The following is a 12,888-nucleotide window of genomic DNA, read 5'->3' as shown; positions in this document are numbered from 1 at the left end:
GCCTCCGACGCCGTCCGTTTCCGAAGGAGCCGCAGGGAGTTGACGCATGGCTCACGTCAGAAAGACGACACATTCTCGCAAAACAGCTGCGCGCAGCAGGAAGACCAGCGTGCGCAAGAGCGCGAAACGCGCGACGCCGAAGCGCTGGTCGCAACGTGTGACCAAGGAGAGCGACGCGCTCGATCTCAAGCGCGGCGTATTCACGCTCACGAGTCCGAAGAAGATCGCAGCCTCGCTGAAGCGCTCGGCCGAGCACAGTTCGCGCCGCAAGACCGGCGCCTATCGTTCGGCGCTGTCGATGCTGACGTTCTATATCAACCGTGCCGGCAAGACGCTGCCGAAAACACAGCGGGCGCGGCTGGAGCAGGCGAAGGTGGAATTGAAGCGGGCGTTTGGAAGGGCGTGAGGCTTAGACGGCACAGCGAAAAATCAGCCGTCGTCCTGGACAAGCGAGCGGAGCGAGCGCTGATCCAGGACCCATTATCACAGGACGTGGTTTGGCGAAGACTTGCGGCTGGCTGCTCGCGCAACGACTGCTCCCTGGGATAATGGGTCCTGGCTTTCGCCAGGACGACAGCGGAGAGAGTGGAGAAGTCCGAGCCTTACGCCGCCCGGATATTCCCCATGAACCGGTCGAGCTCGGCGCGGAGGCGGGTGCTTTCGCTGGAGAGGGTCTTGGCCGAATTCAACACCTCCTCCGAGGCCGAGCCGGTTTCGGCGGCGCCGCGGTTGACCTCGCCGATGTCGGTGGCTGCGGTCTGGGTGCCCTGGGCGACCGTCTGGACGCTGCGCGCGATCTCCTGCGTCGCGGCGCCCTGCTGCTCCACCGCGCTCGCGATCGACGTCGAGATCGACGAGATCTGGCCGATGGTGGCCCCGATCTCCTTGATCGCGGCGACCGACTCGGCGGTGGCGCCCTGCATGCCCGTGATGTGGGAGGAAATCTCGTCGGTTGCTTTCGCCGTCTGGCTGGCCAGCGACTTCACTTCGCTGGCAACCACCGCAAAGCCGCGGCCGGCTTCACCGGCGCGCGCCGCCTCGATGGTCGCATTGAGCGCCAGCAGGTTGGTCTGCTCGGCGATCGCGGTGATGAGCTTGACGACCTCGCCGATCTGCTGGGCGGCATGCGAGAGCTTGCCGATGCGGCCGTCGGTCTCCTTGGCCTGCACCACCGCAGCTTCCGCAATGCGGCTGGAATCGCGCACCTGGCGGCCGATCTCCTCGACCGAGGCCGAGAGCTCTTCCGTCGCGGTGGCGACCGACTGCATGTTGCTGGAGGCCTGCTCCGAGACGCCGGCGACCTGGCTCGACAGGCTCTGCGTGGTCTCGGCGGTACGGGTCAGCGTGGACGCGGCCGATTCGAGCTGCACGGCCGAGGCCGAGACGTTGGAGACGATGGCGCCGACGGCGTTCTCGAAATCGTCGGCAAAGCGGATCAGTTCGGAGCGGCGGCTTGCGGCCTGCTCTCGGCTCTGGGCTTCGCTGGCGGCGGCATCGCGCTCGGCCTTGGCGACGGCCTGAACCTTGAACTCCTCGACCGCGCCGGCCATCTCGCCGATCTCGTCCTTGCGACCGAGGCCCGGCAGCACGACGTCGAAATTGCCCGAGGCGAGTTCGCGCATCGCCTTGCACATCGCGATCATCGGACGCGAGATGCCGTTGCCGAGCATCAGGGCGAGCACGGCGCCGATGGCCAGGCCGCCCAGCGCCAGCATCAGCATCAGCCGTTCGGTCTCTCCGATCGTTGCATTGGCGCTGGCCTCGATTTGCTGCTGATCGGCGGTCAGGTCCGATCGCAGCTCACTCGAAAGCTTGAGGATGGACGCGGCCGTCTTGGTCATCTCGCCGTTCGACTTGACGATGACCTTCACGTTCTCGGTCAGCTTGGCAAAGGAGGTGCGGTACTGCTTCAGCAGGTTGCTGATCTCGGTGACGCGGTCGGTGATCTTCTGGTCGTTGGCATAGATCGAGACCAGCAGGGTCTCCAGGAACTTGATGCGGGCGATCACGCCGTCGGCGGTCTTCGGTTCGGGCTTGGCGACGAAGGCGCCGACAGAGGTGGAGACCGCAAGATATTGCGAGGTGACGTCCTTGGCCGTGGTCTGGACCGAGGCGAGCCCGGCGAGCGCCGCGGTATCGGCAAGGTCGTCGAACTTGAAGCGAATCTTGTTGCCGACGCTGTTGAGCTCATCGGCCGCGATCTTGTTGTTCTCGCGCGTCAGGGTGATGATCTCACCGAATACCTTCGTAAAGCGCTGGAACTCCGCCTCGAGCTTGCCGACCTGCTCGCGGCGCGCGGCGCCGGTCGTGGCGGACGTCGATTTGGCGATCGCCGCCTTCAGATTCTCTTCGGCCGCCTTGGCCGCGGTCTCGTCGTCTGTCGCGCCGGTCAGCGTATAGGCCCGCGCCAGCCCCTGGTAGGCGATCAGCTCGCGGTCGACGGTTCGCGCGAGATCCGCTTCCGCCACGCTGGTCCGGTAGGAGGCCACGGCGGCCTGGATCCGCTCGAAGCCGAAATAGGCGAAAGCCATGCTGACCGCGAGGATGGCCAGCACCGCCACGAAGCCGAGGATGATTTTTGCGCGAAAACGCAAGGTTGGAAGTTTCGATGTGTTCGGCGTGGATTTGACGGACATTCCCCCACCCCATTCCATTCGCGGAAAACCAGGCGCAGCCCGGAAGCAGCCCGCTTCCCGACTCGTGTGCACGGTAATTGGCAAAGGATAAGCGGCGGTAAATTTGCGGCGTCGCAACTTGCGGTTCGGTGACGCGGGCAAATGTTAAGGCGCGCTTTCTCGCGCCGCTACAAATTGAAGGCCGGCGCCAATCTCCGCTGTCGTCCCGGACGAGCGCAGCGAAGATCCGGGACCCAGCCACAGGGAGTGGTTTGGCGAAGACTCGGAGTTACCAGCTCGCGCCGCAACTTCTCCCTGGGAGTATGGGTCCCGGCTCGGCGCGCGCTTGGAGCGCGCTGGTCCGGGACGACAGCGGAGAGGGAGGCGGCAGCGAAAACCTCAGTCGTCGTCCTGGACAAGCGAGCGGAGCGAGCGCTGATCCAGGACCCATTACCACAGGACGTGGTTTGGCGAAGACTTGTGGTTGCCGGTCTTCGCCCAACTGGATCCCGGGATAATGGGTCCTGGCTTTCGCCAGGACGACAGCGGAGAGAGCGCTATGCCGCCCGGATATTTGCCATGAAGCGGTCGAGCTCGGCGCGAAGACGCGTGCTTTCGGATGACAGCGTCTTGGCCGAATTCAACACCTCCTCCGAAGCCGAGCCGGTTTCGGCGGCGCCGCGATTGACCTCGCCGATGTCGGTGGCTGCAGCGTGGGTGCCCTGGGCGACCGTCTGGACGCTGCGCGCGATCTCCTGCGTCGCGGCGCCCTGCTGCTCGACCGCGCTCGCGATCGACGTCGAGATCGACGAGATCTGGCCGATGGTGGCGCCGATCTCCTTGATCGCGGCAACCGACTCGGCGGTGGCGCCCTGCATGCCCGTGATGTGGGAGGAAATCTCGTCGGTGGCCTTCGCCGTCTGGCTGGCCAGTGACTTCACTTCGCTGGCAACCACCGCAAAGCCGCGGCCGGCTTCACCGGCGCGCGCCGCCTCGATGGTCGCATTGAGCGCCAGCAGGTTGGTCTGCTCGGCGATCGCCGTGATGAGCTTGACGACCTCGCCGATCTGCTGGGCGGCGTGCGAGAGCTTGCCGATGCGGCCGTCGGTCTCCTTGGCCTGCACCACGGCGGCCTCGGCAATGCGGCTGGAATCGCGCACCTGGCGACCGATTTCCTCGACCGAGGCCGAGAGCTCTTCCGTCGCGGTGGCGACCGACTGCATGTTGCTGGAGGCCTGCTCCGAGACGCCGGCGACCTGGCTCGACAGGCTCTGCGTGGTCTCGGCGGTACGGGTCAGTGTGGACGCCGCCGATTCGAGCTGCACGGCCGAGGCCGAGACGTTGGAGACGATGGCGCCGACGGCGTTCTCGAAATCGTCGGCAAAGCGTATCAATTCGGAGCGGCGGGCGGTGGCCAGTTCCTTGTTCTGGGCTTCGCTGGCGGCGGCATCGCGCTCGGCCTTGGCGACGGCCTGAACCTTGAACTCCTCGACCGCGCCGGCCATCTCGCCGATCTCGTCCTTGCGACCGAGGCCCGGCAGCACGACGTCGAAATTGCCCGAGGCGAGTTCGCGCATCGCCTTGCACATCGCGATCATCGGACGCGAGATGCCGGTGCCGAGCAGGAAGGCGAGGATCGCACCTAACAGCGTGCCGCCGACGGCCAGCATCAGCACCAGCTGCTCGGTCTGCCCGATGGTCGCTTCCGATTCCGTATCCAGCCGCTGCTGCTCGGCGACGAGGTCCGCCTTCATGGCGGTCGCTCCTTGCAGGATCGCACCAGCCGAGCCGCTCATCTCGGTCACGAGCTCATCGACCATCTTGGCGTTGGCGATCAGCTTCTCCAGCGCGTCGCGATAGGCCGCGAGCAGCACCTTCGCATCCTTCAAGCCGGCGACGATCTTGTCGTCCATGGAATAGACCGCGCCCAGCGAGTTCTCGACGAACTTCAGTCGCGCCAGCGCGCTTGTCGTCACCGCCTGGTCGGAGTTGAGGATGAAATTGCTCGCTGCCGAACTCGCAGTCTGGAACTGGGCATTGACCTGCTTGGTGCCGAACTCGATCGCCTGCGCCTCTGCGTCGGAGGCGTTGTTGCCGATGTCGTCGAGCTTGTACTTCAGGAGGTTGGCATTGCGCTGGAGCTGGTTCTGGACCAGCAGGGCGCTGTCGCGCTTGGCCTGCAGGATCTTTGCGAACGTCGCGGAGAAGTTGGAGAACTCCTTGGCGAGCCTGTTGAGACTTTCCTGCCGCGCCGGCCGCTTGGCGCCCTTGATCGCCTGGTCGATGGCGTTCTTCAGGCTGGCCTCGGCTTCCAGCGCCGCCTTGGCGTCATCTTCCTTGCCGGTGACGACGAAGTAGCGGGCGGACGAACGATAGGCGAGCAGCTCGCGGTCGATGTTGCGGGCGAGGTCGGCCTCCGAAACGCTGGTGCGGTAGGACCCGACCCCGGAGGAGACCCGCTCAAAGCCGAAATAGGCGAAAGCCATGCTGCCGGCGGAGATCACCAGCACTGCGGCAAAGCCCAGGATGATTTTGGCGCGGAACCTGAGGGTCGGAAATATGGTGCGCTTGGACGGCGACGCGATACGCCCGGACATTCCCACCCCCAACCTTATGTTCTTGCAACAATCACGCGGCCCGGAAGCAGCCCTTTCCGAACGCGTGCGGAAAATTAAGGCAGAAACGTCAAGGGGTGGTAAATCCGTCCGGCCTGCACCCCGGGTGGAGAGAGTTTCCGGCCCCTCGCGCGCGTCCAGCCTTGCCGGGCCGAGCGGCGCCGTGTTGCGGCTAACCGGAAAACGCCTTATTCTTTGAAGACTTGTCGGGCACTTATCAGGCACTTGGCGTCAGACCAGGCTGGTCCTCGAGGGGAGAAACGGAGTGGGGCAAACCGATTTTCGGTTTGGCGGTGCGTCTGGCGTTGCCGTTGCCAAATCGAAGGCTGCGAGCGTCGATGAAGCCGTGGCCGAGCTCGCCGCCCAGCTCCCATCCGACGAGCTGGCGCTGATCCTGGTCTTCCTCTCGCCCAGCTACGACCCTCATCACTTCATCGCCGAGATCACCCGGCAATTCGACGAGACTCAGGTCTGCGGTTGCACGACCGCGGGCGAGCTCGCCCCTGACGGCTGGGACGAGAACAGCGTCGTGGCGCTGGCGTTCAGCCGCGCCGACTTCTCGGCCGCGGTGCGGCCCATTCTCAACCTCGACAGCTTCCGCGTCGAGGACGGCCGCAGGATCGGCGGCGAGCTCCGGCAAGAGCTGTTGCGGATCACCCCGCAAGTCGATCGCGGCAATCCCTTCGGCCTGGTGTTGATCGACGGCCTGTGCCGCCGCGAGGAGGCGGTGATGTCCGCGATCTATGCCTCGCTCGACGACATCCCGGTCGTCGGCGGGTCCGCAGGCGACGGGATGCGCTTCGAGAAGACCTGGGTGTTCTGCGATGGCAAGGCACACACCAACGCCGCCCTCCTGATCCTGTTGAACACCTCGCTGCCGTTCCGGGCTTTCAAGTGCGACAATTTCGAGCCGAGCCCGCAGAAGATGGTGGTCACCGAAGCCGACATCGAAAATCGAACGGTCAGGGAGCTGAACGCGGAGCCCGCGGCCGAGGAATATTCGCGTATGGTCGGGATCCTGGACGCCAAGCTCGATCCATTTTCCTTCGCGTCCCACCCCGTGCTGGTGCGCGTCGGCGGCGCCTATTACGCGCGGTCGATCCAGCGCGTCGAGCCGGACGGCTCCTTACATTTCTTCTGCGCCATCGACGAGGGCATGGTGCTGACGGCGGCGACGTCGCGCAGCCTGGTCGGCTCGACCCGCGACACCTTCGCCGAGATCCGGGACCAGATCGGAGACGTCTCGCTCTATATCGGCTTCGAGTGCCTGCTTCGCCGGCTCGACGCAGAGCAGCATCAGCTCGCCCGCGACATGTCCGACCTGTACCGGCAGAACCGGGTCGTCGGCTTTCATACCTATGGCGAGCAGTTCGGCTCCATGCATGTGAACCAGACCTTCACCGGCGTTGCGATCGGAAGGCGCCCGTCGTGACGGACATGTTGCAGGGCCCTGATGCGGTCGACCAGCTGCGGCGCGAGGCGGCGAAGCTGAAGAAGATCAATGCCGCGCTGATGTCGCGCGTCGAACGCTCGATGGACCAGCAGCTCAACGCCTTTTCATTGTTCGAAACCGCCATTGCGCTCGACCACAAGGTTCGCGACCGGACTCACCAGCTGCGCGAGGCGCTGCATTCGGTCGAGCGCGCCAATGAAGGGCTCTACCGCGCCAAGCAGCAGGCCGAAGCCGCAAGCTCGCTGAAATCATCGGTGCTGATCTCGGTCACCCACGACCTGTTGCAGCCGCTGAACGCGGCGCGCCTGACGCTGTCGGCGCTGACCGAGATGATGGAATCGCAGGAGGCGGGCCTGCTCATCGACCAGGCCGACCGCTCGCTGCTGATGCTGGAGGATTTGCTGCGGTCGCTGCTGGAGATCGCAAAGCTCGACGCCGGCGCGCTCAAGCCCGACGTGCGCGCGATTGCGCTGGCGCCCCTGTTCGAACAGCTCCGCAACGAATTCGAGCCGGTCGCGGCGCGGCAGGGTCTTTCCCTGCGCATCCGCGCCTCGCCGCGCGCCGTGAGGTCGGATGCGATGATGCTGCGGCGGATCCTGCAGAACCTGCTTGCCAATGCCATCCGCTATACCCGCAACGGCGGCGTCGTCATGGGATGCTGGCTGAGGGGCGACCACATCTGCATCCAGGTCTCCGACACCGGGCCTGGAATTGCACAGGCGCAGCAGCAGGCAATCTTCCGCGAATTCCAGCGCGGCGAGGCGACCGCGACCGACCAGGCCGGCTTCGGGCTCGGCCTCTCCATCGTCCGCCGTTTCGCAACCGTGCTCGGGCACGAGGTGCGGCTGTCGTCGCAGGTCGGCCGGGGATCGACCTTCACCCTGGAGCTGGAGCCCGCCGACCTCGCCGAGGTCAGCGACGAGGTGCACGAGGTCAAGCTCGCCGAGCGGCGCTATAGCGGGCTCGAAGGCGCCAAGATCCTGCTGATCGAGAACGACCCGAACGGCTCGGAGGCGATGGCCGCGCTGCTGGAAGGATGGGGCTGCGACGTCGCGACCACGCGCTCGGCCGCGGATGCGCTGCTGCGCCTCAGCGAGCTCGGCGGCGCACCCGATGCCGTGATCGCCGACCTCCATCTCGATCACGGCGAGAGCGGCTTGTCGGCCATCGCCGACGTCCGCCAGCATCTGAAGCTCGACACGCCGGCCATGATCATCACGGCCGATTACTCCGAAAAGGCCGCGAAGGACGCGAGCCGCCACGGCCTCGAAGTGCTGAAGAAGCCGATCAAGCCCGCCGAGATGCGGGCGCTGCTGTCGTTCCTGCTGAGCTAGCCCGCGCGGATGGCCTTCGCCCCCGCCTGCGGGGCAAGCGCGCATGGCTCCCAACAAAAATGGCGAAAACAACCCCATGCACAGTAGCGGTAATATATTACGTTTCTTCAAGGCAATGATTTACAACCGAAAACAGAAACAGAGCGCTCTCAATCTGGAGGGCAAACCAGGCGCGGATCGCCTCACTGCTGGTCCGGCCGTGGCCGCTCGCGCTCGGCCGCGGTGCCCCCGCCTGCCAGCGTCGCGAAATCGATCCTGGACATTTCGACGATGGCCTTGGTGCGGCTGATCACGTTGAGCTTGCGCAGGATGTCGGAGACGTGGACCTTCACCGTGGTCTCCGAGATCTTCAGCTCAAAGGCGATCTGCTTGTTTTGCAGCCCGCGCTTGAGCATTTCGAGCACGCGCAATTGCTGCGGCGTCAGCTCGTGCAGGCGCTTCAGGAGATCCTGCGCGGGGCCGGCCGCGCGCTGCGGGCGGACCTGCCCGCGATACGCGGCGGGAACACAGACCGCGCCGCGCAGCACCTCGCCGATCGATTGCGCCAGATCCTGCTTGGACGACGATTTGAGGATGTAGCCGGACACGCCGAGCGACAATGCGCCGGAGATGATCTGCCGATCCTGATATCCGGATACGATGACGACGGGAATTTTGGGGAACGCCTTGCGGATGCGGATGATGCCCGAAAGACCCGTGGTGCCCGGCATCGACAGATCGAGCAGGATCAGGTCGAGCTCGGTGGTCGCCGCGACCTGCTCCAGCGCGCCGTCGATCGAGGTCGCCTGAAGAATATCGGCCGCGGGCGCCACCATCCGGAGCGCGCCCTCGAGCGCCTCGCGAAACAGCGGATGGTCCTCGACGATCAGAAATCGCATCACGTATGAGCCATTCTGAAGACCTTGCCCAAGATGCCGCCGGGGCCGACGTTGAATTGCACATGCTGAGAATGGCTCAGCAGGGCCGCGCCGGCTTGATCCAGGTCAAGGACGACAGCGCGCGTCATTGCGGCCTGCCGCGATCGACCCGTGCATGAGGCCGGCTGCGCGGATCGGGCAGCTCCATCTTGCCGATCTCGATGATCGCCTTGTTGCGGCTGAACAGGCCGAGCTTGCGCAGGATCTCGGTGATATGCGCCTTCACCGTGGATTCGGCGAGCTGAAGCTCCTGGGCGATCTGCCGGTTCGGATAGCCGCGACGCAGGAGGTCGAGCACGCGAAGCTGCTGCGGCGTGAGCTCGCGCAGCTTGACCTCGAGCGCCTTGCTGGCATCGGCCCGCCGCCGCGGCGTCGCCACGAAATCCTTCGGCACCGACACCGATCCGCTCAGCACACCCTCGATCGATTGCGCCAGCTCACGCTTCGACGTCGACTTGGGCAGATAGCCGGCGGCGCCCAGCGCCAACGCCTCGCGGACGACGTGCTGATCCTCCTCGCTCGACACGATAGCGACGGGCAGGCGCGGATAGGCCTCGCGCAAGCGCAGGAAGCCGGAGAAGCCGGTCGCATCCGGCAGCGAGAGGTCGAGCAGCGCGAGGTCGATGCCCTCCCCGGCCGACAGAATATGCAGGGCATCCCCGATCGACATCGCTTCGAAGATCCGCGCCTCCGGCAAGGCCAGCCGCACCGCATTGCCGAGCGCCTCGCGAAACAGCGGATGATCGTCGATGATCAGGAAGCTGGTCATGGGGCCTTCCCAACACTGCACCGCACCCGCATCGACCGCAGCAGCGGAAGCGGCACATCCATGCGATAGCCGTCCGGCGCCGGGATGATGCCGGACGGACGCTACCACATCCTCCCGATCGCGTTCGGTCAAGATCGTTCAGTCGTTCGATTCGGACTGGACCGTCACCAGGAAGGAAAAGATGTGGTCGAACTGCTCGTCGGTGAAGACCTCTTTCCAGGCCGGCATGCCCTTGGTCGGCCGTCCCTCATGCACGGTCGTCCAGAACTTCTCGCGCATCTCGTCGCCGTAGCGGTGACGCAGCAGCCGCAGGTCGATCTTCCGCTCGCTCTGGATCGCGTCGGGGCCGTGGCAGTGCGCACAGGTTCCGTTGAAGATCTCCTTGCCCGAGCCGACGGCCTCGGCGGCCGGCGCGGCCGCGTCCCCCTTGGTCTCGGTCGCCACCACATTGGCGGTCTGCGTCGCGCCGGGTCCGGTCCCGGTCGTCGTTCCCGCCGGCATCGCCCGGGTCGCACCGAAGCGCGCCGGCTGGCCGGTCGGCAGGCCATATTTCACCGCGAGCGCGCCGATCGTGCCCTGAAGCTGCGGCAGGACGGCATCGACGCGATCACGCAGCTCGGTGGACGTCTTCGCAAAGCCGATCGCCGCATCCCATGACAGGCCTTCACCCTCGGTGAGCTGGATCTGATAGCGATCGCCGTAGCTGGTCTTGTTCAGCCAGCCGGCGACCGGCCCCCAGATGAAGGCGACGTCGGCCTTGCCCTGATCGAGCGCCTGCATGCCTTGCTCGGGTGACAGCACCGTCACCTTCTGGATGTCGTCACGGCTCGCGAGCAGGTTTTGCGGCGTGCTGGCGAACTGCACGGCGACGCGCTTGCCCTTGAGGCCGTCGATGCCATCGAGCGCCTGCCCCTTGGCGGCCACGAGGGCATAGCCCTGCTTCGCGAACGCGTTGGAGAAGATCACGGCCGGTCCCATGAAATCCTCGGACCGCGGCAGCCCGATCATGGCGTCGCATTGCTTGCCGAGCAGGGTGACGCGCACGGTGCGCTTGCCGAAATAGGATTTGTACCAGTCAAAAGCGATTGGCCGGCCGAGCGCCTGCGCCAGGGCCTGCCCGATCTCGACATAGAAGCCCGGTTGCGACGGACTATCGCTCGAGAATGGAAGATTGGTCGGATCGGCGCAGAGGCGGAGCGGCTGCGCCTCGTCTGCGCGCAGCGAGACCGGAACGATCAGCGCGGCACATGTGAGCAGGCCTGCGATGGCGCGATTTCGGCTCGCACCGATGCCGGAATGATTCGGACGCATCCTCGTCTCCCATAGCTTTGTTGAGCCGGAGCTCGTTGAGCCAAGCGCAGCGGCACCAGGCATCGGCCGATGCCGCAACCAAAGTCTGGAAAAAGCGCGCGCGTATCCCGCGGGGATACGCGCGCGAGTGGTCACTGGACGGAGAACACGAAGAGCGAACCGCCCTCGGGAGCTGCGGCCGTCATCTTCTTTCCTACCTCGCCCAGGAACGCAGGCAGCGCAGCCGTGCGGCCGACGACGATGGCGACATATTGCTTGCCGTCGACCTGGTAGGTCACCGGACCTGCGCCGATGCCGGAGCCGAGATTCCTGCTCCACAACACCTTGCCGGACTTCGCATCGATGGCGCGGAAATCGCCATGGATGTTGCCGGCAAACACGAGGCCACCGCCGGTGGTCAGCGTGCCACCGTTGAACGGCAGGTCTTCCTTGATCGACCAGACCTTCTTCTGCGCGACCGGATCCCAGGCCACGAGCTCGCCGAGGAAACCGCCGGGGCCTTCCTTGGTCGGGAATTCGGCGCCGAGATAGAACACACCGCGCTTGTAGGCGACGTCGGAGACCGACCAGTCCATGCAGACATTGTTGGACGGGATGTAGACGAGGCCGGTCTGCGGGTTGAACGACATCGGCTGCCAGTTCTTGCCGCCGATCAGGTTCGGGCAGATGTCCTTGGCGGGATGGTTCGGCCCGGGACGCTTGTCGGGATCCTCGACCGCGCGCATCGTGGCGACGTCCCACTTCTTGGCCCAGTTGGAGAACACGTATTTCTCCGCCGAAAGCACCTTGCCGGTCTCGCGATTGGCGACGAAGAAGTAGCCGTTGCGATCCGCCTTCATCAGCGCCGGCACGGTGCTGCCGCCGATCTTCAGATCCGCGAGCACGGCTTCGTTGACGCCGTCATAGTCCCAGGCATCGGCCGGCGTGGTCTGGATGTGCCACTTGATCTTGCCGGTGTTGGGATCGAACGCCACCGTCGAGGCGGTGTAGAGGTTGGTCAGCTTGCCGAAATTGCCGTCGCCGGTCGAGCGTACCGCCGTGTTCCAGGGGCCGGGATTGCTGGTACCCCAATAGACCGTGTCGGTCTTCGGATCGTAGGAGCCGACCAGCCAGGCCGCACCGCCGCCATGCTGGGCGGAGTCGCCCTTCCAGGTGTCGCCGCCGGGCTCATCCGGCGACGGAACGGTGTAGGTCTGCCAGAGCTGCTTGCCGGTGTTGATGTCGAAGGCCTGGAGCGAGCCGCGCACGCCGTACTCGCCGCCGCCGAAACCGGTGATGACCTTGTCGCGCACGACGAGCGGCGGCGAGGTGATGACCGAACCCTGCTTGTAATCGACCACCTTCGCCGTCCAGAGCGCCTTGCCGGTCGCGGCATCGAGCGCCGTCAGCTTGCCGTCGAGGCGGCCGACGAAGATCTTGCCGTCGGCATAGGAGACGCCGCGATTGTTCACGTCGCAGCAGGCGTATTGCAGCACGTCCTCGGGAATATCGGGTTCGTAGGTCCATTTGCGCACGCCGGTGGCGGCATCGAGTGCGTAGACGTATTTCGGGCCCCAGGAGCTCGAAACGTAGAGCGTGTTGCCGACGACGATCGGCGAGGATTCGTTCGAACGGAGCGAGGCGAGCGAGAACGAATAAGCGAGCGTCAGCTTGCCGGCGTTCTCGGTGTTGATCTGCTTCAGCGGGCTGAAGCGCGTGTTGCCGTAGTCGTGGCCGGCAACGGCCCACTGGTTCGAATCGGATTGCGCCTTGAGCAGGGAGTCGTTGGCGCGAACGCCCGACGTAGCGGTGGCCAGCATCGCAACCATCGAGATGCCAGCCAAGAAGCCCTTCGTTCCAAAGGTCATGTATTCCCTCCACGATGTTGTTGTGCA

At 65.2% G+C, this 12,888-nt stretch carries 9 protein-coding genes; 3 read left to right on the top strand and 6 right to left on the bottom strand.

Going from position 1 to position 12,888, the window contains the following annotated elements; genetic code table 11:
- Positions 1 to 46: 46 nt before the first annotated feature.
- Positions 47 to 406, top strand: a complete 360-nt coding sequence (locus tag ACFLEY_RS02150; RefSeq protein WP_074076407.1) for a DUF3175 domain-containing protein — start codon at positions 47 to 49, stop codon at positions 404 to 406.
- A gap of 196 nt (positions 407 to 602) precedes the next feature.
- Here ACFLEY_RS02150 and ACFLEY_RS02145 read toward each other — a convergent pair whose 3' ends face one another.
- Both ACFLEY_RS02145 and ACFLEY_RS02140 read right to left on the bottom strand, forming a co-directional pair.
- Positions 603 to 2,636, bottom strand: coding sequence for a methyl-accepting chemotaxis protein (locus ACFLEY_RS02145; RefSeq protein ID WP_396604487.1), 2,034 nt, complete (start codon positions 2,634 to 2,636; stop codon positions 603 to 605).
- A gap of 536 nt (positions 2,637 to 3,172) precedes the next feature.
- Complete coding sequence (locus tag ACFLEY_RS02140) at positions 3,173 to 5,212, bottom strand: methyl-accepting chemotaxis protein (protein ID WP_060909800.1); 2,040 nt, start codon at positions 5,210 to 5,212, stop codon at positions 3,173 to 3,175.
- A gap of 283 nt (positions 5,213 to 5,495) precedes the next feature.
- On the opposite strand from ACFLEY_RS02140, the gene ACFLEY_RS02135 reads away from it, so the two are divergent.
- Positions 5,496 to 6,662, top strand: coding sequence for an FIST N-terminal domain-containing protein (locus tag ACFLEY_RS02135; protein ID WP_060909799.1), 1,167 nt, complete (start codon positions 5,496 to 5,498; stop codon positions 6,660 to 6,662).
- A gap of 5 nt (positions 6,663 to 6,667) precedes the next feature.
- Positions 6,668 to 8,017 (top strand): hybrid sensor histidine kinase/response regulator, encoded by a 1,350-nt coding sequence (locus ACFLEY_RS02130; protein ID WP_060912829.1) that lies wholly within the window; start codon positions 6,668 to 6,670, stop codon positions 8,015 to 8,017.
- A 182-nt stretch (positions 8,018 to 8,199) separates the two neighbouring features.
- Here ACFLEY_RS02130 and ACFLEY_RS02125 read toward each other — a convergent pair whose 3' ends face one another.
- From ACFLEY_RS02125 to ACFLEY_RS02110, 4 genes are all read right to left on the bottom strand, one after another.
- The gene (locus tag ACFLEY_RS02125) at positions 8,200 to 8,895 is read right to left on the bottom strand and encodes a response regulator transcription factor (protein WP_049832585.1); all 696 of its coding nucleotides are present in this window, start codon (positions 8,893 to 8,895) and stop codon (positions 8,200 to 8,202) included.
- 124 nt (positions 8,896 to 9,019) lie between these two features.
- A complete protein-coding gene (locus ACFLEY_RS02120; protein ID WP_011083163.1) occupies positions 9,020 to 9,703 on the bottom strand; it encodes a response regulator transcription factor in 684 nt (227 codons plus the stop codon).
- A 138-nt stretch (positions 9,704 to 9,841) separates the two neighbouring features.
- The gene (locus ACFLEY_RS02115) at positions 9,842 to 11,014 is read right to left on the bottom strand and encodes a c-type cytochrome (RefSeq protein ID WP_060909797.1); all 1,173 of its coding nucleotides are present in this window, start codon (positions 11,012 to 11,014) and stop codon (positions 9,842 to 9,844) included.
- 131 nt (positions 11,015 to 11,145) lie between these two features.
- The gene (locus tag ACFLEY_RS02110) at positions 11,146 to 12,861 is read right to left on the bottom strand and encodes a PQQ-dependent methanol/ethanol family dehydrogenase (RefSeq protein ID WP_039186352.1); all 1,716 of its coding nucleotides are present in this window, start codon (positions 12,859 to 12,861) and stop codon (positions 11,146 to 11,148) included.
- Positions 12,862 to 12,888 lie beyond the last annotated feature (27 nt).

The sequence above is a fragment of the Bradyrhizobium sp. YCK136 genome (genome assembly GCF_044570075.1).
Lineage (GTDB): Bacteria > Pseudomonadota > Alphaproteobacteria > Rhizobiales > Xanthobacteraceae > Bradyrhizobium > Bradyrhizobium diazoefficiens.
Note: the sequence above shows the minus strand (reverse complement) of the source record. Positions and strands in the feature narration are given on the sequence as shown.